The sequence below is a fragment of the Streptococcus oralis SK610 genome (genome assembly GCF_000257455.1).
GTDB classification, from domain to species: Bacteria; Bacillota; Bacilli; order Lactobacillales; family Streptococcaceae; genus Streptococcus; species Streptococcus oralis_CB.
Genome location: NZ_AJKQ01000023.1, coordinates 15,392 through 35,869, shown reverse-complemented (window position 1 = coordinate 35,869; position 20,478 = coordinate 15,392). Strand labels below are relative to the sequence as shown.

Here is a 20,478-nt window from a genome sequence, read left to right as displayed (position 1 = left end):
ATTTTATTTATAACTTGGAAGGGTAGCGAAGAGGCTAAACGCGGCGGACTGTAAATCCGCTCCTTCGGGTTCGGGGGTTCGAATCCCTCCCCTTCCATTACTTTAGTTACGGGCATAGTTTAAAGGTAGAACTAAGGTCTCCAAAACCTTCAGTGTGGGTTCAATTCCTACTGCCCGTGTTAATATGATTATGGCGGGTGTGGTGAAGTGGTTAACACACCAGATTGTGGCTCTGGCATGCGTGGGTTCGATCCCCATCACTCGCCTATTTTATATTATTGGGGTATAGCCAAGCGGTAAGGCAAGGGACTTTGACTCCCTCATGCGTTGGTTCGAATCCAGCTACCCCAGTTACTATTTGCCGGCGTGGCGGAATTGGCAGACGCGCTGGACTCAAAATCCAGTGTCCGCAAGGACGTGCCGGTTCGACCCCGGCCGCCGGTATAGTAATAACGACAAGGTTTTCGGACCTTGTTTTTTGATTTAGTGAAGATTTTGATATTTTTTCTTTAAGTACAGATAACTGATGAATCATCTTTTTATTCTTATTCTAGTCATTTTTAGTGTATTTTTGGTATAATATTACTTATTCACAATTTATTTTGACTATGAAAGAGTTTGGTGATTAATGTCTCGGTCTGTTGAATTACTAAAGAAACGTTACTTAAAGAATATAAAAGAGAACCCAAATTTATTTATTGGGATTGAGTTAGAATATCCTATTGTAAATTTAGAGGGTAAGGCTACAGATGGTGAAGTTGTTAAGGATCTCTTTCGGTATTTACCATCAGTACTGGGCTTTACTATCGAAAAAGTGGATGATTTTGGGAATCCAATTCAGTTGCTTGATCCAGTCAGCCAAGATACGATCTTATTTGAGGTTGCTTATACGACGATTGAGTTTGCATTCGGAAAGGCCGAATCTATCCAAGAGGTAGAAGAACGCTTTAACTTCTATATGGCTACGATTCAGAATAAACTGGGTGAAGCTAATCATGCTATTGTTGGCTGCGGCATTCATCCCAACTGGGATAAAAATGAGAATTGTCCAGTGGCTTATCCCCGCTATCAGATGTTGATGGATTATCTGAATTTGAGTAGAAATGTAACTAAATCAGATTTACATCATTTCCCTGAGTATGGTGCCTTTATCTGTGGAAGTCAGGTTCAACTGGACGTTTCAAAGTCCAACTACCTGCGTGTTATCAATGCTTTTACTCAAATTGAAGCTGCAAAAGCTTATTTGTTTGCAAATTCTGAGTTTTCAGGGGCAGATTGGGATACCAAAATTTCGAGAGATATTTTTTGGGAAGAATCCATGCATGGTATCTATTCAGAGAATGTTGGTGTCAATACTAGACTATTTAAAGATGAGGATGATTTTTTTGACTATCTAAATCATTCTGCGATTTTTACTGCGGAGCGTGATGGGCAGACCTATTATTTTTATCCGATTCAGGCTAGAGATTATTTGACTACACCCGAAATCCAGGCATTTACCCTTAATGGGGATGAGGTGTTGATTCAGCCTCAGGAGGAGGATTTCCAAACGCATCGTAGTTACCAGTACCAAGACTTAACGACTCGAGGAACAGTTGAGTTTCGCAGTGTTTGTACTCAGCCGCTTGATAGGACTTTTGCTTCTGCAGCCTTTCACTTGGGCTTGTTGGTTCATTTAGACAAGCTTGAAGCTTACTTGCGAACTGCTCCATTTTTTACCACAGCTGGTCGTGATTATAAGCTTTTAAGACGACAATTTTCTAAAAAACAACTCACAGATGAAGAAGAAGCTGCGGTTCTCGAGTTTTCTAAAGACTTACTCACCCTAGCTGAGGAAGGACTGGAGAAAAGAGATAAGCAAGAAATGACCTATTTACAGCCTTTGAAAGAACAATTGGGACTATAATTTCTCTTATAAAGGGAGAATTTTCTGAAAAATCATGATATAATGAAAGAGACTATAGATAAAGGATAGAGATTCATGACATTAGTTTATCAATCAACGCGTGATGCCAATAATACAGTAACTGCCAGCCAAGCTATTTTGCAAGGTTTGGCGACGGATGGTGGTCTGTTTACACCGCTTACTTATCCAAAGGTGGATTTGGACTTTGAAAAATTGCAAGATGCTTCTTACCAAGAAGTGGCTAAATTAGTTTTGTCAGCATTTTTAGATGACTTTACAGCTGAGGAATTGGACTACTGTATCAACAATGCCTACGATAGCAAGTTTGATACCCCAGCTATTGCGCCATTGGTGAAACTGGATGGGCAATACAATTTGGAATTGTTCCATGGTTCAACGATTGCCTTTAAAGATATGGCCTTGTCTATCTTGCCATACCTTATGACGACTGCTGCTAAAAAGCATGGTTTGGAGAACAAAATCGTCATTTTGACAGCGACATCTGGTGATACTGGAAAAGCTGCGATGGCAGGGTTTGCGGATGTGCCTGGAACTGAGATTATCGTCTTTTATCCAAAGGATGGTGTTAGCAAGGTACAAGAGTTGCAAATGACTACTCAGACTGGCGACAATACTCATGTTATCGCTATTGATGGTAACTTTGACGATGCGCAAACTAATGTCAAACATATGTTTAACGATGTAGCTCTTCGTGAAAAGTTGGCTGCCAATAAACTGCAATTTTCATCAGCTAACTCAATGAACATTGGTCGTTTGGTACCACAGATTGTTTATTATGTTTATGCTTACGCTCAATTGGTTAAGACTGGTGAGATTGTATCTGGTGAGAAGGTCAACTTCACAGTACCAACAGGAAACTTTGGAAATATCTTGGCTGCCTTTTATGCTAAACAAATTGGTCTGCCAGTTGGCAAATTGATCTGTGCTTCAAATGACAATAATGTTTTAACTGACTTCTTTAAAACACGTGTTTACGATAAGAAACGTGAGTTTAAAGTAACCACTAGCCCATCTATGGATATCTTAGTATCTTCAAACTTGGAGCGTTTGATTTTCCATCTTTTGGGGAATGATGCGGTTAAGACAGCTGAACTCATGAACGCCTTGAGTACACAAGGACAATATGAATTGGCAGACTTTGATGCTGAGATTCTGGAACTCTTCGCAGCTGAATATGCGACGGAGGAAGAAACCGCAGCAGAAATCAAGCGTGTTTATGATACAGATGCCTACATCGAGGATCCACATACGGCGGTTGCCTCAGCTGTTTATAGAAAATACCAAGTGGCTACTGGCGATGCGACTAAGACCGTGATTGCTTCAACAGCTAGTCCATACAAGTTCCCAGTGGTTGCAGTAGAAGCTGTAACAGGGAAAGCAGGCTTGACTGACTTTGAAGCCTTGGCTCAATTACATGAAATCTCAGGAGTGGCAGTGCCACCAGCGGTTGATGGCCTTGAAACAGCTCCAGTTCGTCATAAAACAACAGTGGCAGCTGCTGACATGCAAGCAGCGGTTGAAGCTTATCTAGGGCTTTAAGACAGAGGAAGTAAACTCGGTTGGGAAACCAACTGAGTTTCTTTTCATCAGGAGGAAGGATTGTTTAAGAAAAATAAAGACATTCTTAATATTGCATTGCCAGCTATGGGTGAAAACTTTTTGCAGATGCTCATGGGGATGGTAGATAGTTACTTGGTCGCTCACTTGGGCTTAATCGCTATTTCAGGTGTTTCAGTGGCTGGCAATATTATCACGATTTACCAGGCGATTTTCATCGCTTTGGGGGCTGCTATTTCCAGTGTTATTTCAAAAAGCATGGGGCAGAAAGATCAGTCCAAGTTGGCTTATCACGTGACAGAGGCTCTCAAGATAACCCTATTGCTGAGTGCACTTTTAGGCGCTTTATCCATCTTTGCTGGGCACGAGATGATAGGACTCTTGGGGACGGAGAGGGATGTAGCCGAGAGTGGTGGACTATACCTATCTTTGGTGGGTGGATCGATTGTTCTCTTGGGCTTGATGACGAGTTTGGGTGCCTTGATTCGTGCAACGCATAATCCACGGCTACCCCTCTATGTGAGTCTTTTATCCAATGCCTTAAATATTCTTTTTTCAAGTCTAGCTATTTTTGTCCTTGATATGGGCATAGCGGGTGTTGCTTGGGGGACTATCTTGTCTCGCTTAGTCGGTCTTGTGATTTTGTGGTCGCAATTAAAGCTGCCTTTTGAGAAACCGACTTTTGGACTCGATAAAGACTTACTGACCTTGGCTTTGCCAGCGGCAGGGGAACGTCTCATGATGCGGGCTGGAGACGTCGTCATCATTGCCTTGGTTGTTTCTTTTGGGACGGAGGCAGTAGCGGGGAATGCAGTCGGAGAAGTCTTGACCCAGTTTAATTACATGCCTGCCTTTGGCGTCGCTACGGCAACGGTCATGCTGGTAGCTCGAGCAGTTGGAGAGGATAGCTGGGAAAGAGTAGATGATTTGTGTAAGCAAACCTTTTGGCTTTCTCTGCTTCTCATGTTGCCCTTAACTTTCAGTATCTATGCCTTAGGGACACCACTGACTCATCTCTATACGACGGACCCTATAGCAGTCGAGGCGAGTGTTTTGGTGGCACTGTTCTCTCTACTAGGTACTCCTATGACGATAGGAACAGTCATCTATACTGCAGTTTGGCAGGGTTTGGGGAATGCTCGCCTTCCCTTTTATGCAACAAGCATAGGAATGTGGTGTATCCGCATTGGAACAGGATATCTGATGGGGATTGTTCTTGGTTGGGGCTTGCCTGGTATTTGGGCTGGAACCCTTTTGGATAATGGTTTTCGCTGGCTATTTCTACGTTACCGTTACCAACGTTATATGATGTTGAAAGGATAGGAGATGCAAAAAATAGCCTTTATTTGGGATTTAGACGGGACTTTATTGGACTCTTACGAAGCGATTTTGTCAGGAATTGAGGAGACATTTGCTCAGTTTTCTATTCCTTATGATAAGAAGAAAGTGAGAGAGTTTATCCTCAGGTATTCTGTGCAGGATTTGCTTGTGCAGGTGGCAGAAGAGAGAAATCTGGATGCGGAAGTGCTCAATCAGGTACGTGCCCAGAGCCTGGCTGAGAAGAATGCCCAGGTCGTCTTGATGCCAGGTGCGCGTGAAGTGTTGGCTTGGGCAGACCAAGCAGGGATTCAGCAGTTTGTCTATACTCATAAGGGAGACAATGCTTTTACCATTCTCAGAGACTTGGGGTTGGAATCCTATTTCAAAGAGATTTTAACCAGTCAGAGTGGCTTTGCGCGCAAGCCAAGTCCACAAGCGGCTAACTATCTGTTAGACAAGTATCAGCTGGATCCTAATAATACCTATTATATAGGGGACCGGACTTTGGATGTGGAATTTGCCCAGAATAGTGGCCTTCAAAGCATCAACTTTTTAGAGTCTTCTTATGAAGGGAATCACAGGATTCAAGCATTGGCAGATATCCCTCATATTTTTGAGGATTAGGAGCGAGAAGATTGTGTCAGTTTTGTGACAGAAACCTAACAAACTATTTCAAGTAATCAAGTTTGTTACAAGGAATAGACAGTTCTGTTAAATAGGCCCGAGAGGGCTTTTTTTCTGCTTTTTTTGTGTTATGATAGACAGGTACTCATTTGAAAGGAATATGAACGAATGAAGAAAAGAATTATTTTAGCCTCAACAGTAGCCTTATCTCTTGCTCCCGCATTAGGAGCTAAAGCTCAAGAAATCTCTTGGACAGCACGTAGCGTTGAGCAAATTCAAAGTGATGTGACGAAAAACGAGAACAAAAACAGCTATACAGTTCAGTATGGTGATACCCTGAGTACGATTGCAGAAGCTTTGGGAGTAGATGTGACGGTTCTTGCTAATTTGAACAAAATCACCAATATGGACTTGATTTTCCCAGATACTGTCCTCACTACAACTGTCAATGAGGCAGAAGAGGTAACGGAAGTTGAAATCCAAACTCCTCAAGCAGACGCTAGTGAAGAAGTGACGACTGCGACAGCTGATTTGACGACGAATCAAGTAACAGTCGATGAACAAACAGTTCAAGTAGAAGACCTTTCTCAACCAATTGAGGAAGCTCCAACTGCAACAGAGACTGAAAAACCAGCAGAAGTAGCGCCAAGTTCAGAAGTTTCTGAGACAGCGACAGTTGCTGAAGAGACACCATCTACAGAAACACCTGTAGCTGAAGAAACAGCTGAAACGACTCCAACGGAAGCACCAGTAGCAGAAACAACTCGCCCAGTTGAAGAAGAAGCTCCTCAAGCAGCGACTCCAGCTACGGAAGAAACGGTAGCAACAACTCCAGCAGAAGCACCAGTAGCAGCTGCGCCAGCAACTGAAACGCCTGCTGATACAAGAGGAACAAGTGCAACAGAAGAAACAGCAGCATCAACAGCAACTTCTGACACTGCAACTTCGACTTATCAAGCAGAGCAAAGCCAAACTCCTTCAAGAACTTATTCAGCTCCAGCGGCTCCTGACTATGCAGGACTTGCTGTAGCTAAGTCTGAGAATGCTGGTCTTCAACCACAAACTGCAGCCTTTAAAGAAGAAATCGCCAACTTGTTTGGCATCACATCCTTTAGTGGTTACCGTCCTGGAGACAGTGGCGACCATGGGAAAGGTTTGGCCATCGACTTTATGGTTCCAGTGAGTTCAGCACTCGGAGATCAAATTGCAGAATATGCAGTCAAAAATATGGCTAGCCGTGGTATCAACTATATCATTTGGAAACAACGTTTCTACGCTCCATATGATAGTAAATATGGACCAGCCTACACTTGGAATCCAATGCCAGACCGTGGTAGCGTAACCGAAAACCACTATGACCACGTTCACGTTTCAATGAACTAATCATTAAAATGGAAGTTGGGAACTGATTGAGTTCCCGCTTCTTTTTTGCATGTCATTTCTTCAGGATAAAAGGGACAAATATGAGGAAGTGAGTAATATTTCAAGAGAATGTAAGCATATTACTTGATTAATTTTTTGGATTGCAATATACTTGATAAGTCAATCGTTGATAAATCAACTTTAAAGGGGAAAGATTTATGGTAGCAATCCATGATTTACTGTATCAACTACGATTAGCAGATCAGTCTATGACACAACTATTTGAACGCCAATTGGGAATTAGTCTGACTCGTTATCAAATCTTATGTTTCTTAATCGATCAGTCTCCGTGTAATCAAATAGCAGTTCAGGATAGATTGAAGATTGATCAGGCTGCCTTGACACGGCACTTTAAAATTTTGGAAAAGGGAGGTTTGGTTAATCGATGTCGGAATCCTGAAAACCAGAGGGAGGTTTTGGTGGAAGTCACAGACTTTGCGAGAGAACAACTAGTAACCAACTCTCCTCAACAACATATAAACGTAAAAAATCAGATGGAGAGTGTACTTACAAAAGGAGAGCGAGAAGAGTTCAGTCGCTTGTTAGAAAAGTTGATATCTGGCTTAGAAGAGATAAAAATTTAAGGAGAAGAATATGTCTATTTTTACAATTATTTTAGCAACTATCGTTGCCTTGGAGCATTTTTACATTTTTTATTTGGAAAGTGTGGCTACGCAATCAGATACTACTAGTCGCGTGTTTAATGTGGATAAGGAAGAACTGGCTCGTCCTTCAGTGAGTTCATTATTTAAAAATCAAGGGATTTATAATGCTTTGATAGGTGTGTTCCTCTTGTACGGGATTTATTTCTCACAAGGTTTGGAAATTGTGACCATCTTTGTTTTATTTGTGCTTGGTGCAGCGACCTACGGTTCTCTGACAGCAGACAAGAAGATCATTCTGAAGCAAGGTGGGCCCGCTATTTTGACTCTGCTGAGTATGTTGCTTTTGAAATAAGAAAACCAGCTTCTTGAAAGATGCTGGCTTTTGTATGCTCTTACCCATTTCGACGTTTACGGGCTAGTAGGACTCTGTAAAAGAAGATGTGATTGTTTTGGATATAGGGAAGGATTGAAAAGCTAGCAATTCCAAAGGTGAGCCAGTTGAGGAAGTACCAAGGGAGTAGTTGTAGGTCGAGGACAAAGCGCTGGAATTTGTAACCTTTCATCAAGAAACGGCTGGTTTTCAGGATTTGACGGGGTTTAGCCTGTCCTAAATCCAGAGTATCGCAGAGGAGGAATTCTACCTGCGAGTAGGCATAATGCTGCGGAACATAGAGGATGTTCCCTACAATCATCAAGATGAGACTCGCGAAAAAGTAGAGGCCAAAGGTCATAAGGAACTGCTCTGTTTCAACGGATGAGAGGTCTAATTTTGGAAATTCAGGATGTAGGGCGACAAATCTCCGAGCCAAGAGATTGCTATAAAAGAGAAAATAAACGCCTACTAAGTTTGGAATGCTCCATAAAAAGAGGTAGAAACGTTTGAGGAGCAGAGTTAGGAAGGTTTGCGAGAAGCGCTCTTCAGCAAAGAGGGCCAGGCTTGATTTTACTGAGAGTTCTGTATCAGGATCCTTGAGGAGTCGGAGTGTCGCAAAAGCAGCACCTGCTAGAAAAATCGTGCTCACAAAAGAAACCACTAGTGGGAAGAGATAGGCTTGGAGCACTTGTGCCAGCATGCTGAAAAAGGATTGCTCTAAAACACTTTCTTGGAGACGAGCCAAAGGGTTGAGAAAGCCTGATAAGATGACCAGTATGCTAGGTAAGAGATAGACGAGAAAGAGGCGGGGATTTTCAGCCTGAAACTGCCTCGTCTGCAGACGAATAGTTTTTAAATCAATTTTTGGGTATTTCATTCTCTCATTATACCATAGTTCGTGACAGTTCCAGCTTTTTTTGATAAAATCATACAGTATGCCTTTGGGCGCAAAGTATGAACTGGGACTGTTTTTCCCAGCTTCGGAGGTAGAAAATGTCAGATTCACCAATCAAATACCGTTTGATTAAGAAAGAAAAACACACGGGAGCTCGTCTGGGAGAAATTATCACCCCGCACGGTACCTTTCCAACGCCTATGTTTATGCCAGTTGGGACCCAAGCTACTGTAAAAACCCAGTCACCAGAGGAGTTGAAGGAGATGGGATCAGGGATTATCCTCTCTAATACCTATCATCTGTGGCTTCGTCCTGGAGATGAACTCATCGCACGCGCAGGTGGTCTCCACAAGTTCATGAATTGGGACCAGCCAATCTTGACGGATAGTGGTGGTTTCCAGGTCTATTCCCTAGCAGATAGCCGCAATATCACCGAAGAAGGAGTAACCTTTAAAAACCATCTCAATGGTTCCAAGATGTTCCTATCGCCAGAAAAGGCCATCTCTATTCAGAATAATCTAGGCTCCGACATCATGATGTCCTTTGACGAATGTCCTCAGTTTTACCAACCTTATGACTACGTTAAGAAATCAATCGAGCGTACTAGCCGTTGGGCTGAGCGTGGTTTGAAGGCTCACCGTCGTCCACAGGATCAAGGTTTGTTTGGAATTGTACAGGGGGCAGGATTTGAAGACCTTCGCCGTCAGTCAGCTCACGACCTTGTTAGCATGGACTTCCCTGGCTACTCTATCGGTGGTTTGGCAGTAGGAGAAACCCACGAAGAAATGAATGCAGTCTTGGACTTCACAACTCAACTTCTTCCTGAAAACAAACCCCGCTATTTGATGGGTGTCGGAGCGCCAGATAGCTTGATAGATGGGGTGATTCGTGGTGTGGATATGTTTGACTGTGTCTTACCGACTCGTATCGCTCGTAACGGAACTTGTATGACCAGTCAAGGTCGTTTGGTTGTCAAAAATGCCCAATTCGCTGAAGACTTTACGCCACTGGATCCTGAGTGTGATTGCTACACATGTAAGAACTATACACGCGCCTACCTTCGTCACCTGCTCAAGGCTGATGAAACCTTCGGTATCCGCTTGACTAGCTACCACAATCTCTACTTCTTACTCAATCTGATGAAGCAGGTCCGCCAAGCCATCATGGATGACAATCTCTTGGAATTCCGTGAGTATTTTGTAGAAAAATATGGCTACAACAAGTCAGGGCGCAATTTCTAAAGTGTAACAATAGAATGCCAAAATCCTAAGTTTTCTCTTAGGATTTTTCCTATTTTTTTGATAGAATAGGGAGTATAATGGAATGGAAATTAGGTGGTGTTTTACTTCCTAATTTAATGGAGAATAGACTCGTATGCGTATTAAATGGTTTTCCTTGATTAGGATTACAGGTTTACTTTTGGTGCTTTTGTACCACTTCTTTCAAACGATCTTTCCTGGAGGATTCTTTGGGGTAGATGTCTTTTTCACTTTTTCAGGATTTTTGATCACCTCCCTCCTTTTAGAAGAATTTGGGAAGGCACGCCAGATTGATTTACTGGGCTTTTTTAAGAGACGGTTTTACCGCATCGTGCCACCTGTGGTGCTGATGGTTTTAGTGACCATGCCTTTTACTTTCTTGGTTCGTCAAGACTATGTTGCTGGAATTGGTGGCCAGATAGCTGGAGTTCTCGGTTTTATGACCAACTTCTACGAAATGTTAACAGGGGGAAGTTATGAATCCCAGTTCATTCCGCATCTCTTTGTTCACAACTGGAGTCTAGCTGTTGAGGTTCACTACTATATCCTTTGGGGCTTAGCGGTTTGGTTCTTATCGAAACGTTCAAAATCTAGTAGTCAATTGAGAGGGATGGTCTTTCTCCTTTCTGCTGGGGCTTTCATCATTAGCTTTTTCTCCATGTTTATTGGTAGTCTAATGGCTAGTTCCTATTCATCTGTCTACTTTTCAAGTTTGACCCATGTCTATCCTTTCTTTTTAGGAAGCATTTTGGCAACAGTTGTGGGGGTTCGTCAGACGAGCGATTTAGTCAAGCAGTTTGACCGGATGTGGGACCTTCGTCAAAATCTACTGGTGTTTGCTGCTGGGCTTTTGGTGTTAGTGCTCTTGACTTTCTTTGTCAAGTTCACCTACCTGTTTGCGTACTTATTTGGCTTCTTGCTAGCAAGTTTAGCGGCAGTGACTATGATTTTTGCTGCGCGTGTCTTACATGAGAAAACGCCTGAGATACAAGAACCTCGGATCATTACATTTTTAGCGGATACCAGCTACGCGGTTTATCTCTTCCACTGGCCTTTTTATATTATCTTTTCTCAGCTGATGAGTAATCTGCCTGCTGTTATTCTGACAATCATCTTTTCTTATTTCTTTGCTATCCTATCCTTCTATATTATTGAGCCATTGATTGCCGGTAAATCCAATCCTTTAATACGGAAGATTAGTCGATTGCCTCATATTAAACCAATTAGTGCTGGTGGTGCTGTCATTCTTACCTTGATTAGCTTGATTATCATAGCTGTGGCTCCTCAAGTTGGAGCTTTTGAGACAGACTTGATGGTCAATGGTTTCAAACAAGCTCAGACCAATATAGGACAAACCAAGACTCTTGCTGAACAAGCTGAACTGAGTCGTCTAGGAATTTCTGATGGAACAAGCCTAATAGGAGATTCGGTAGCCTTGCGCGCCAATACAGCCTTACAAGAGGCACTTCCTGAAGCAAATATCAATGCCCAAGTTAGTCGGACGACCAAGCAAGCCAATGACATTATGCTCAATAACAGTCAGAACAAGGCGCTGCTAAAAACAGTTGTCATTGCAACGGGAGTCAACAATCCTGAAGGTTACAAGAATGATTTGGACAGCATCGTGAACAATCTACCGAAAGGACACCATCTGATACTGGTGACGCCTTATGAGGGAGACAAGAGCAAGGACACTTACACATCAGTGGAGCAGTATGCGGCTTATGCACGGGAATTAGCTGAAAAGAATCCTTACGTAAGCATCGCTGACTGGAATAAGGTTGCTAAGGAACACCCTGAAATCTGGGCTGGAACTGACCAAGTCCACTTTGGAAATGATAGCAACATGATTGAAGAAGGTGCTAAACTTTACGCAGAGACGATTTCAGCTGCTGTTAAGGCTGCTCAAGAGCTACCTGTGAAATCAAAATAAGATCAAAGAGTTGGAGATATCCAGCTCTTTTAAAATATCTCTAGAAAATAGGTCTATACCATTTACAAATGAAAAAGAAAGGTTTATAATGTAATTGACATAATAAATTCTAGAATCAATCTATCAAGGAGGTTATCATTATGCCTAATTATATTAAAGCGGATCAGTTTTTCTACCCACACGGAGTTCGTCGTGGCGGTTACTTAGAACTTGTGGATGGCAAGTTTGGAAAACATGTAGAAGAGATTCCTGAAGGAGCTGAGGTAATTGACTATACAGGTTATAGCATTGCCCCAGGACTTGTGGATACCCATATTCATGGATTTGGTGGTGTGGATGTCATGGACAATAACATCGAAGGTACCCTTCATACTATGAGTGAAGGTCTACTTAGTACAGGTGTCACCAGCTTCTTGCCAACGACGTTGACTTCCTCTTACGAGCAGTTGCTTGCGGTAACTGAAAATATCGGTGCTCGTTACCAGGAAGCAAGTGGAGCCAAGATTCGTGGCATCTATTTTGAAGGGCCTTATTTCACAGAGAAATACAAAGGAGCTCAAAACCCTGCCTACATGAAAGATCCTCGCATGGATGAGTTTCGTGCTTGGCAAAAAGCAGCCAATGGCTTGCTCAATAAAATTGCCCTTGCGCCAGAACGCGAAGGTGTAGAAGACTTTGTTCGTACAGTTACGGGTGAAGGAGTGACGGTTGCTCTAGGGCACTCCAATGCGACTTTTGATGAAGCTAAAAAAGCAGTTGATGCTGGAGCGAGTGTTTGGGTACATGCCTACAATGGGATGCGTGGGTTGACTCACCGTGAGCTCGGTATGGTGGGAGCCATGTATGAGTTACCACATACTTACGCAGAATTGATTTGTGACGGTCATCACGTGGATCCAAAAGCCTGTGACATTTTGCTCAAACAAAAAGGAACTGAAAATATCGCCCTTATCACAGACTGTATGACAGCGGGTGGTTTGGAAGATGGAGACTACATGTTGGGAGAATTCCCAGTAGTTGTTGCTAATGGAACTGCTCGCCTCAAATCTACAGGCAATTTGGCAGGTTCTATCCTCAAACTCAAAGATGGTTTGAAGAATGTGGTCGAATGGGGAATTGCGAATCCGCATGAAGCAGTCATGATGGCCAGCCTCAACCCAGCAAAATCTGTTCACATCGATAATGTCTGTGGGCAAATCCGTGAAGGCTATGACGCTGACTTTATCGTACTAGATAAAGATTTGGAATTGGTAGCAACCTACCTAGATGGTGTGAAACGTTATCAAGCCTAAGAAGATAAAAAATAGGGGTCAATAAAGGACTCCTATTTTTATGATAGGCTGAACAGGTATTTAAAGAAGTCTTCCTAAAGGGAAAGGCAAGCAAAATCCTTTTCTTGTAATAAAAAATTAGATATAATATACGATACAAAGGAAGTAGTAAGAATGTATCGTGTTATAGAAATGTATGGGGATTTTGAACCGTGGTGGTTCATAGAAGGTTGGGAAGAAGATGTCATCATGAGTCAATCTTTTGACAAGTATTATGATGCTCTAAAATATTATAAATCCTGCTGGTTTGAGCTGGAAAAGAAGAATCCTCTTTATAAGAGTCGGAGTGATTTGATGACTATTTTTTGGGATCCTGCTGATAAACGCTGGTGTGATGAGTGTGATGAGTATTTGCAGCAGTACCATTCTTTGGCACTTTTACAGGATGAGCAAGTCATCCCCGATGAAAAGCTACGTCCAGGCTACGAAAAACAAACAGGTCAAGAAAAACACCGTTCTTGCCGTATGAAATGGAGATAAAAAAACAACTTTTAAAAGTTGTTTTTTTATTTTTTTTTGCGAATAGTCTAGATAAGGAGGGAGCTATGGTACAAGAAATTGCACAGAAAATTATTGCGACTGCTAAGGAAAAAGGAGCTCAGGATATCTATTTTATCCCCAAGGAAAAGTCCTACGAGCTTCACATGCGGGTTGGAGACGAACGGTGTCTAGTTGACTCCTATGAGTTTGATGTTTTAGCTGCTGTGATTAGTCATTTTAAGTTTGTAGCGGGTATGAACGTAGGAGAGAAGAGGCGTAGTCAGCTGGGGTCTTGTGACTATCAGCATGGGGAGAAGGTGTCTTCTCTGCGTTTGTCTACCGTAGGAGATTATCGGGGATATGAGAGTTTGGTCATTCGTTTGTTGCACGATGAGGAGCAGGAACTGCATTTTTGGTTTCAGGATATGAACGAACTGGGCGAGCAGTACAGGCAACGGGGCCTCTATCTTTTTGCGGGACCAGTCGGAAGTGGCAAGACGACTCTGATGCACGAATTAGCTAAGTCCCTCTTTAAGGGACAGCAAGTTATGTCTATCGAAGACCCAGTAGAAATCAAGCAGGAAGACATGCTCCAATTGCAGTTGAATGAGGCGATTGGATTGAGCTATGAAAATCTGATCAAACTGTCTCTCCGACATCGTCCGGATCTCCTGATTATCGGTGAAATTCGGGATAGCGAGACGGCGCGTGCAGTAGTTAGAGCCAGTTTGACAGGGGCGACAGTCTTTTCAACCATTCATACCAAGAGTATCCGAGGTGTTTATGAGCGCCTTCTGGAGTTGGGTGTGACGGAGGAGGAACTAGCAGTTGTCCTACAAGGAGTCTGCTACCAGAGATTAATCGGGGGAGGAGGAATCGTTGACTTTGCAAACAAAGACTATCAAGAACACCAGCCAATTAGCTGGAATGACCAGATTGATCAGCTTCTTAAAGATGGACATATCACAAGTCTTCAGGCTGAAACGGAAAAAATTAGCTACAGCTAAGCAGAAGAAAATCATCACCTTGTTTAACAACCTCTTCTCCAGTGGCTTTCATTTGGTGGAAATTATTTCTTTCTTGGGCAGAAGTGCCCTGCTGGAAAAGGACTATGTGACCCAGATGCACCAAGGCTTGTCTCAGGGGAAATCTTTCTCAGAAATGATGAACAGTATGGGCTTTTCAAGTACTATTGTCACTCAGTTATCCCTAGCTGAAGTTCATGGGAATCTCCATCTGAGTTTGGGAAAGATAGAAGAATATCTGGACAATCTAGCCAAGGTCAAGAAAAAATTAATCGAAGTGGCGACCTATCCCCTGATTTTGCTGGGATTTCTCCTGCTAATCATGCTAGGCTTGCGCAACTATCTGCTCCCCCAACTGGACAGTAGTAATATCGCCACTCAAATCATTGGCAATCTGCCACAAATTTTTCTGGGACTAGTGTTGGTTTGCTCTCTATCTTTACTTTTAGCCCTCACTTTCTACAAAAGAAGTTCCAAGATGCGGGTCTTCTCGATGTTAGCACGGATTCCCTTTCTAGGAATCTTTGTCCAGACCTATCTGACAGCCTATTACGCGCGTGAATGGGGCAATATGATTTCACAGGGAATGGAGCTGACGCAGATTTTTCAAATCATGCAGGAACAAGGTTCTCAGCTCTTTAAAGAAATCGGTCAAGATCTGGCTCAAGCCCTGCAAAATGGTCGTGAATTTTCTCAAACCATAGCAACCTATCCTTTCTTTAAAAAGGAGTTGAGTCTCATCATCGAGTATGGGGAAGTCAAGTCCAAGCTGGGGAGCGAGTTGGAAATCTATGCCGAAAAAACTTGGGAAGCCTTTTTTACCCGAGTCAACCGCACCATGAATCTGGTGCAGCCACTGGTTTTTATCTTTGTGGCCCTGATTATCGTTTTACTTTATGCGGCAATGCTCATGCCCATGTATCAAAATATGGAGGTAAATTTTTAAAATGAAAAAACTCATGACAAATTTAAAAAAAGCCAAGGTTAAAGCTTTCACTCTGGTAGAAATGTTAGTCGTCTTGCTCATCATCAGTGTTCTTCTCTTGCTCTTTGTACCCAATTTGACCAAGCAAAAGGATGCCGTAGATGACAAAGGAAAAGCTGCTGTTGTCAAGGTCGTAGAAAGCCAGGCAGAGCTCTATAGTCTGGACAAGAATGAAGATGCTAGCCTTAGCAAATTACAAGCGGACGGTCGTATCACAGCTGAGCAAGCTAAAGCTTATAAAGACTACCATGCAAAACAAAAAACAAGTCAAACTGTTGCAGATTAAGGCCTTTACCATGCTTGAAAGCCTCTTGGTTTTGGGACTTGTGAGTATCCTTGCCTTGGGTTTGTCCGGTTCTGTTCAATCCAGTTTGGCGGCGGTAGAGGAGCAGATTTTCTTTATGGAGTTTGAAGAACTCTATCGTGAAACTCAAAAACGCAGTGTAGCTAGTCAGCAAAAGACCAGTCTAAACTTAGATGGGCAAACGATCAGTAACGGCAGTCAAAACTTGACCGTTCCTAAAGGGATTCAGGCACCATCTGGACAAAGCATTATATTTGACCGAGCTGGGGGCAATTCGTCCCTGGCTAAGGTTGAATTTCAGACCAGCAAAGGAGCGATTCGTTATCAATTATATCTAGGAAATGGAAAAATTAAACGCACTAAGGAAACAAAAAATTAAGGCAGTAATCTTACTGGAAGCAGTAGTTGCTCTAGCCGTTTTTGCCAGCATTGCGACCCTTCTTTTAGGACAAATCCAGAAAAATAGGCAGGAAGAGGTAGAAATCTTGCAAAAGGAAGAAGTCTTGCGTGTGGCGAAGATGGCTCTGCAAACAGGGCAAAATCAGGTAAACATAAATGGAGTGGAGATTCAGGTGTTTGCTAGCGAAAAAGGAGTGGAGGTCTACCATGGTTCAGAGAAGTTACTCGACCTTAAAGAGCAGTAAGGTAAGAGCTTTCACTCTTTTAGAATCTCTGATTGCCCTTATCGTCATTAGCGGAGGCTTGCTCCTCTTTCAGGCTATGAGTCAGCTCCTCATTTCAGAAGTTCGTTACCAGCAACAAAGCGAGCAAAAGGAGTGGCTCTTGTTTGTGGATCAACTGGAGGCAGAGTTAGAGCGTTCGCAGTTTGAAAAGGTGGAAGCCAATCACCTCTATGTGAAGCAAGATGGCAAGGATATCGCTATGGGTAAGTCCAAATCAGATGATTTTCGGAAAACCGATACCAGCGGACGGGGCTATCAGCCGATGGTTTATGGACTCAAATCAGCTCAAATTACAGAGGAAAATCAATTGGTTCGCTTTCATTTCCAATTTCAAAAGGGCTTAGAAAGGGAATTTATCTATCGTGTGGAAAAAGCAAAAAGTTAAGGCAGGCGTTCTTTTATATGCAGTCACCATGGCAGCTATTTTTAGCCTTTTGTTGCAGTTTTATTTAAATCGGCAAGTAGCCCATCACAAAGACTTTGCCCTAAACAAAGAAAAGTTGGCAGCTTTTGCCATGGCCAAGCGAAGCAAGGATAAGGCTGAACAAGAAAGTGGGGAACGAGTCTTTAACCTGGGAAAAGTTACTTATCAAAATACGAAAACAGGTTTTGCAACAAGTGTTCGTATGAATAAGAGCAACTATGAATTTCTCTTTCCTCCGATGAAAACCCAAGAAAAGAAAACAGCTAAAAAGGAAGAGGTAGCAACTGATTCAAGCAATCAAGCAGGGAAGAAAAAATCAGAAGAAAAGCCTGAAAAGAAAGCCAATTCCTAGGCAATTCAACTTCTTTGTGTTACACTAAAAGCATGAAACACGATTTTAATCACAAAGCAGAAACCTTTGATTCGCCCAAAAATATCTTTCTTGCAAACTTGGTTTGTCAAGCAGTTGAAAAACAGATTGATCTTCTATCAGACAAGGAAATATTGGACTTTGGTGGTGGGACGGGTCTGTTAGCCTTGCCTCTAGCTAAGCAAGCCCAGTCGGTTACCCTAGTAGATATCTCGGAGAAAATGCTGGAGCAAGCCCGTTTGAAAACAGAAGAGCAAGAAATCAGGAATCTTCAACTCTTGGAACAGGATTTACTGGTGAATCCTTTGGAGCAACAATTTGACCTGATTGTTGTCAGTCGAGTTCTTCATCATATGCCTGATCTAGATGCGACTCTTGCCATGTTTCACCATCATCTTAGGGAGAATGGACAGGTCCTCATTGCCGATTTTGTCAAGACAGATACCAACCACCACGGCTTTGAGCTGACTGAACTGGAAAATAAGCTCGCCCAGTTTGGTTTTTCGAGCATTGGCAGTCAGATCCTCTATAGTGCTGAAGGTCTTTTCCTAGGAAATTACGCAGAACTTTTTTTAACAGTAGCCCAAAAATCACTCGCTGACTAAAGCAGTGATTTTTCTCTTCAGATGGAAAAAATAGGGGAATTTTGATAAGATAGGAATATGGATTTTGAAAAAATAGAACAAGCTTATACGTATTTATTAGAGAATGTCCAAGTCATCCAAAGTGATTTGGCGACCAACTTTTATGATGCCTTGGTAGAGCAAAACAGCATCTACCTAGATGGCGAGACCGAGCTAGAGCAGGTCAAGGAGAACAATCAAGCCCTTAAGCGCTTAGCGCTTCGCAAGGAAGAGTGGCTCAAGACCTACCAGTTTCTCTTGATGAAGGCAGGACAAACGGAGCCTTTACAGGCCAATCACCAGTTTACACCGGATGCCATTGCCCTCCTCTTGGTACTTATTGTGGAAGAGTTGCTGGATCAAGAGGAAATTAGCATCCTCGAAATGGGTTCTGGCATGGGGATTCTGGGCGCTACTTTCTTGACTTCTCTTGCTAAAAAAGTAGATTACTTGGGAATCGAAGTGGATGACTTGCTGATTGATCTGGCAGCCAGTATGGCAGATGTGATTGGTTTACAAGCTGGTTTTGTCCAAGGAGATGCCGTTCGTCCACAAATGCTTAAAGAAAGCGACGTGGTCATCAGCGACTTGCCTGTTGGCTATTACCCAGACGATGCCATCGCTTCGCGCTACCGAGTGTCTTCTAGTCAAGAGCATACCTATGCCCATCATTTGCTGATGGAACAAGGCCTCAAGTACCTTAAGTCAGATGGCTATGCTATTTTTCTAGCTCCGAGTGATTTATTGACCAGTCCTCAAAGTGATTTGTTAAAAGCGTGGCTCAAAGACGAAGTGAGTCTGGCTGCTATCATCTCTCTGCCAGAGGATATTTTCTCAACTGCAAGCCAAGCTAAAAGTATTTTTGTCTTACAGAAGAAAAGAGACAAGGAAATAGAACCCTTTGTTTACCCTCTTACTAGCTTGCAAGATCCGTCAGTTTTGTTTACCTTTAAAGAAAATTTTCAAAATTGGAGCAAAGGTACTGAAATATAAAAGAGATTTTGTTATAATAGATGAAAACGCTTAAAAAGAGGTATCATCTTATGACAAAAACAATTGCAATCAATGCAGGAAGCTCAAGCTTGAAATGGCAACTTTATCAAATGCCTGAAGAGAAAGTTTTGGCTAAAGGCTTGATTGAACGTATTGGATTGAAAGATTCAATTTCAACAGTAAAATTTGACGGTCGTTCGGAGCAACAAATCCTTGATATTGAAGACCATACACAAGCTGTTAAAATTTTATTGGATGACTTGATTCGTTTTGACATTATCAAAGGGTACGATGAGATTACAGGTGTCGGCCACCGCGTCGTTGCAGGTGGTGAATATTTCAAGGAATCAACAGTTGTTGAGGGAGACGTGTTAGAAAAAGTTGAGGAATTGGGACTCTTGGCTCCTCTTCACAATCCAGCTAACGCAGCTGGAATTCGCGCATTTAAGGAATTGCTTCCAGATATTACCAGTGTTGTCGTATTTGATACCTCATTCCACACAACCATGCCAGAGAAGGCTTATCGCTATCCTCTACCAACTAAATACTACACAGAAAACAAGGTTCGTAAATACGGTGCCCACGGGACAAGTCACCAGTTTGTCGCAGGAGAAGCAGCGAAACTTTTGGGTCGTCCTCTAGAAGACTTGAAATTGATTACCTGCCATATTGGTAACGGGGCTTCTATCACAGCTGTTAAGGGTGGGAAGTCTGTAGATACTTCTATGGGATTCACACCACTTGGCGGTGTGATGATGGGAACTCGTACAGGAGATATTGACCCTGCTATCATCCCTTATCTCATGCAATATACAGAGGACTTTAACACGCCTGAAGATATTAGTCGCGTTCTCAATCGTGAATCAGGCCTTATGGGAGTTTCTGGTCAGTCAAGCGATATGCGTGATGTGATTGCTGCTATGGAAGCAGGAGACCATGATGCGACTTTGGCTTATGAAATGTATGTTGATCGTATCCAAAAACATATCGGCCAGTACCTTGCAGTCCTAAATGGAGCAGATGCGATTATCTTCACAGCAGGGATTGGTGAAAATGCAGCTTTGGTTCGTGAGGATGTCATTTCAGGTATCTCTTGGTTTGGTTGTGATGTAGATCCAGAAAAGAACGTCTTTGGCGTAACGGGAGACATCTCAACTGACGCAGCGAAAATCCGTGTCTTGGTTATTCCAACAGATGAAGAATTGGTGATTGCACGCGATGTTGAGCGCTTGAAAAAATAAGTAAATACACGTAAAATTTGATTGTGAAAAGAAGTTGGGAAAGAGGTTTTCCAGCTTTTTTTATGTAGAAAATGTCTAAAACCTTGCTGTTATTGGCTTTTTCA

The 20,478-nt window shown here is 42.5% G+C and carries 22 protein-coding genes and 5 tRNA genes; 26 read left to right on the top strand and 1 reads right to left on the bottom strand.

Features of this window, described 5'->3' with window-relative positions:
• Positions 1-16: 16 nt before the first annotated feature.
• The 12 genes from HMPREF1115_RS09185 (at position 17) to HMPREF1115_RS09130 (ending at position 7,807) form a co-directional block, all read left to right on the top strand.
• Positions 17-97: transfer RNA gene (locus HMPREF1115_RS09185), tRNA-Tyr, on the top strand.
• Positions 98-108: 11 nt separating this feature from the next.
• A tRNA-Trp gene (locus HMPREF1115_RS09180) sits at positions 109-179 on the top strand.
• A 14-nt stretch (positions 180-193) separates the two neighbouring features.
• Positions 194-266, top strand: a tRNA-His gene (locus HMPREF1115_RS09175).
• A 13-nt stretch (positions 267-279) separates the two neighbouring features.
• Positions 280-351: transfer RNA gene (locus HMPREF1115_RS09170), tRNA-Gln, on the top strand.
• A gap of 9 nt (positions 352-360) precedes the next feature.
• A tRNA-Leu gene (locus HMPREF1115_RS09165) sits at positions 361-444 on the top strand.
• A gap of 184 nt (positions 445-628) precedes the next feature.
• A complete protein-coding gene (locus HMPREF1115_RS09160; RefSeq protein WP_000091656.1) occupies positions 629-1,906 on the top strand; it encodes a hypothetical protein in 1,278 nt (425 codons plus the stop codon).
• Between the two features lie 75 nt (positions 1,907-1,981).
• Positions 1,982-3,466, top strand: coding sequence for a threonine synthase (gene thrC / locus HMPREF1115_RS09155; RefSeq protein ID WP_000177134.1), 1,485 nt, complete (start codon positions 1,982-1,984; stop codon positions 3,464-3,466).
• A gap of 60 nt (positions 3,467-3,526) precedes the next feature.
• Positions 3,527-4,807, top strand: coding sequence for an MATE family efflux transporter (locus HMPREF1115_RS09150; protein ID WP_000473994.1), 1,281 nt, complete (start codon positions 3,527-3,529; stop codon positions 4,805-4,807).
• A gap of 3 nt (positions 4,808-4,810) precedes the next feature.
• Positions 4,811-5,428, top strand: coding sequence for an HAD family hydrolase (locus HMPREF1115_RS09145; RefSeq protein ID WP_001169121.1), 618 nt, complete (start codon positions 4,811-4,813; stop codon positions 5,426-5,428).
• Positions 5,429-5,596: 168 nt separating this feature from the next.
• Complete coding sequence (locus tag HMPREF1115_RS09140) at positions 5,597-6,811, top strand: LysM peptidoglycan-binding domain-containing protein (protein WP_000746001.1); 1,215 nt, start codon at positions 5,597-5,599, stop codon at positions 6,809-6,811.
• A gap of 197 nt (positions 6,812-7,008) precedes the next feature.
• Positions 7,009-7,434 (top strand): MarR family winged helix-turn-helix transcriptional regulator, encoded by a 426-nt coding sequence (locus tag HMPREF1115_RS09135; protein ID WP_000225641.1) that lies wholly within the window; start codon positions 7,009-7,011, stop codon positions 7,432-7,434.
• A gap of 10 nt (positions 7,435-7,444) precedes the next feature.
• On the top strand, positions 7,445-7,807 hold the full coding sequence (locus HMPREF1115_RS09130; RefSeq protein WP_000021885.1) for a DUF1304 domain-containing protein: 363 nt from the start codon (positions 7,445-7,447) through the stop codon (positions 7,805-7,807).
• Positions 7,808-7,847: 40 nt separating this feature from the next.
• On the opposite strand, the gene HMPREF1115_RS09125 is transcribed toward HMPREF1115_RS09130, so the two are convergent.
• Positions 7,848-8,705 carry a DUF975 family protein gene (locus tag HMPREF1115_RS09125; RefSeq protein ID WP_000876917.1) on the bottom strand — a complete coding sequence of 286 codons (858 nt, stop codon included), beginning with the start codon at positions 8,703-8,705 and terminating at the stop codon, positions 7,848-7,850.
• A 116-nt stretch (positions 8,706-8,821) separates the two neighbouring features.
• On the opposite strand from HMPREF1115_RS09125, the gene tgt reads away from it, so the two are divergent.
• The 14 genes from tgt to HMPREF1115_RS09055 all read left to right on the top strand — a co-directional run bounded on the left by tgt (position 8,822) and on the right by HMPREF1115_RS09055 (position 20,374).
• Positions 8,822-9,964 (top strand): tRNA guanosine(34) transglycosylase Tgt, encoded by a 1,143-nt coding sequence (tgt, locus tag HMPREF1115_RS09120; RefSeq protein ID WP_001285249.1) that lies wholly within the window; start codon positions 8,822-8,824, stop codon positions 9,962-9,964.
• Positions 9,965-10,097: 133 nt separating this feature from the next.
• Complete coding sequence (locus HMPREF1115_RS09115; protein WP_001220888.1) at positions 10,098-11,915, top strand: acyltransferase family protein; 1,818 nt, start codon at positions 10,098-10,100, stop codon at positions 11,913-11,915.
• Between the two features lie 140 nt (positions 11,916-12,055).
• A complete protein-coding gene (gene nagA, locus HMPREF1115_RS09110; RefSeq protein ID WP_001134434.1) occupies positions 12,056-13,207 on the top strand; it encodes an N-acetylglucosamine-6-phosphate deacetylase in 1,152 nt (383 codons plus the stop codon).
• Positions 13,208-13,360: 153 nt separating this feature from the next.
• Complete coding sequence (locus tag HMPREF1115_RS09105) at positions 13,361-13,726, top strand: DUF1033 family protein (protein ID WP_000286396.1); 366 nt, start codon at positions 13,361-13,363, stop codon at positions 13,724-13,726.
• A gap of 65 nt (positions 13,727-13,791) precedes the next feature.
• Positions 13,792-14,733 (top strand): competence type IV pilus ATPase ComGA, encoded by a 942-nt coding sequence (gene comGA / locus HMPREF1115_RS09100; RefSeq protein ID WP_000249577.1) that lies wholly within the window; start codon positions 13,792-13,794, stop codon positions 14,731-14,733.
• Positions 14,681-15,697, top strand: a complete 1,017-nt coding sequence (gene comGB / locus HMPREF1115_RS09095; protein ID WP_198429613.1) for a competence type IV pilus assembly protein ComGB — start codon at positions 14,681-14,683, stop codon at positions 15,695-15,697. The genes comGA and comGB overlap by 53 nt, the downstream gene beginning before the upstream one ends.
• A gap of 1 nt (position 15,698) precedes the next feature.
• Positions 15,699-16,022, top strand: coding sequence for a competence type IV pilus major pilin ComGC (gene comGC, locus HMPREF1115_RS09090; RefSeq protein WP_000735800.1), 324 nt, complete (start codon positions 15,699-15,701; stop codon positions 16,020-16,022).
• Positions 15,985-16,419 (top strand): competence type IV pilus minor pilin ComGD, encoded by a 435-nt coding sequence (gene comGD / locus HMPREF1115_RS09085; protein WP_001180059.1) that lies wholly within the window; start codon positions 15,985-15,987, stop codon positions 16,417-16,419. The genes comGC and comGD overlap by 38 nt, the downstream gene beginning before the upstream one ends.
• Complete coding sequence (comGE, locus tag HMPREF1115_RS09080; RefSeq protein WP_000413377.1) at positions 16,382-16,684, top strand: competence type IV pilus minor pilin ComGE; 303 nt, start codon at positions 16,382-16,384, stop codon at positions 16,682-16,684. The genes comGD and comGE overlap by 38 nt, the downstream gene beginning before the upstream one ends.
• Positions 16,647-17,108, top strand: a complete 462-nt coding sequence (gene comGF / locus HMPREF1115_RS09075) for a competence type IV pilus minor pilin ComGF (protein ID WP_000250711.1) — start codon at positions 16,647-16,649, stop codon at positions 17,106-17,108. Before comGE ends, comGF begins: the two co-directional genes overlap by 38 nt.
• Positions 17,086-17,499: a competence type IV pilus minor pilin ComGG gene (comGG, locus tag HMPREF1115_RS09070; protein ID WP_000265644.1), complete on the top strand. Its 414-nt coding sequence runs from the start codon at positions 17,086-17,088 to the stop codon at positions 17,497-17,499. Before comGF ends, comGG begins: the two co-directional genes overlap by 23 nt.
• 32 nt (positions 17,500-17,531) lie before the next feature.
• Entirely contained in the window at positions 17,532-18,122 is a 591-nt protein-coding gene (locus tag HMPREF1115_RS09065) for a class I SAM-dependent methyltransferase (RefSeq protein ID WP_000679781.1), read from the top strand.
• A 57-nt stretch (positions 18,123-18,179) separates the two neighbouring features.
• Positions 18,180-19,133: a class I SAM-dependent methyltransferase gene (locus HMPREF1115_RS09060; RefSeq protein WP_000345111.1), complete on the top strand. Its 954-nt coding sequence runs from the start codon at positions 18,180-18,182 to the stop codon at positions 19,131-19,133.
• A gap of 50 nt (positions 19,134-19,183) precedes the next feature.
• A complete protein-coding gene (locus HMPREF1115_RS09055; RefSeq protein WP_000167792.1) occupies positions 19,184-20,374 on the top strand; it encodes an acetate kinase in 1,191 nt (396 codons plus the stop codon).
• Positions 20,375-20,478 lie beyond the last annotated feature (104 nt).

Bases quoted from the DNA above. Each gene is read 5' to 3' on its own strand.
- HMPREF1115_RS09115 (WP_001220888.1), top strand. From the start codon at position 10,098: ATGCGTATTAAATGGTTTTCCTTGATTAGGATTACAGGTTTACTTTTG.
- HMPREF1115_RS09140 (WP_000746001.1), top strand. From the start codon at position 5,597: ATGAAGAAAAGAATTATTTTAGCCTCAACAGTAGCCTTATCTCTTGCT.
- thrC (WP_000177134.1), top strand. From the start codon at position 1,982: ATGACATTAGTTTATCAATCAACGCGTGATGCCAATAATACAGTAACT.
- HMPREF1115_RS09125 (WP_000876917.1), bottom strand. From the start codon at position 8,705: ATGAAATACCCAAAAATTGATTTAAAAACTATTCGTCTGCAGACGAGG.
- comGE (WP_000413377.1), top strand. From the start codon at position 16,382: ATGGAAAAATTAAACGCACTAAGGAAACAAAAAATTAAGGCAGTAATC.
- HMPREF1115_RS09065 (WP_000679781.1), top strand. From the start codon at position 17,532: ATGAAACACGATTTTAATCACAAAGCAGAAACCTTTGATTCGCCCAAA.
- comGB (WP_198429613.1), top strand. From the start codon at position 14,681: ATGGACATATCACAAGTCTTCAGGCTGAAACGGAAAAAATTAGCTACA.
- HMPREF1115_RS09145 (WP_001169121.1), top strand. From the start codon at position 4,811: ATGCAAAAAATAGCCTTTATTTGGGATTTAGACGGGACTTTATTGGAC.
- HMPREF1115_RS09055 (WP_000167792.1), top strand. From the start codon at position 19,184: ATGACAAAAACAATTGCAATCAATGCAGGAAGCTCAAGCTTGAAATGG.
- HMPREF1115_RS09105 (WP_000286396.1), top strand. From the start codon at position 13,361: ATGTATCGTGTTATAGAAATGTATGGGGATTTTGAACCGTGGTGGTTC.
- comGC (WP_000735800.1), top strand. From the start codon at position 15,699: ATGAAAAAACTCATGACAAATTTAAAAAAAGCCAAGGTTAAAGCTTTC.
- HMPREF1115_RS09135 (WP_000225641.1), top strand. From the start codon at position 7,009: ATGGTAGCAATCCATGATTTACTGTATCAACTACGATTAGCAGATCAG.
- HMPREF1115_RS09130 (WP_000021885.1), top strand. From the start codon at position 7,445: ATGTCTATTTTTACAATTATTTTAGCAACTATCGTTGCCTTGGAGCAT.
- comGA (WP_000249577.1), top strand. From the start codon at position 13,792: ATGGTACAAGAAATTGCACAGAAAATTATTGCGACTGCTAAGGAAAAA.
- tgt (WP_001285249.1), top strand. From the start codon at position 8,822: ATGTCAGATTCACCAATCAAATACCGTTTGATTAAGAAAGAAAAACAC.
- HMPREF1115_RS09060 (WP_000345111.1), top strand. From the start codon at position 18,180: ATGGATTTTGAAAAAATAGAACAAGCTTATACGTATTTATTAGAGAAT.
- HMPREF1115_RS09160 (WP_000091656.1), top strand. From the start codon at position 629: ATGTCTCGGTCTGTTGAATTACTAAAGAAACGTTACTTAAAGAATATA.
- comGF (WP_000250711.1), top strand. From the start codon at position 16,647: ATGGTTCAGAGAAGTTACTCGACCTTAAAGAGCAGTAAGGTAAGAGCT.
- comGD (WP_001180059.1), top strand. From the start codon at position 15,985: ATGCAAAACAAAAAACAAGTCAAACTGTTGCAGATTAAGGCCTTTACC.
- nagA (WP_001134434.1), top strand. From the start codon at position 12,056: ATGCCTAATTATATTAAAGCGGATCAGTTTTTCTACCCACACGGAGTT.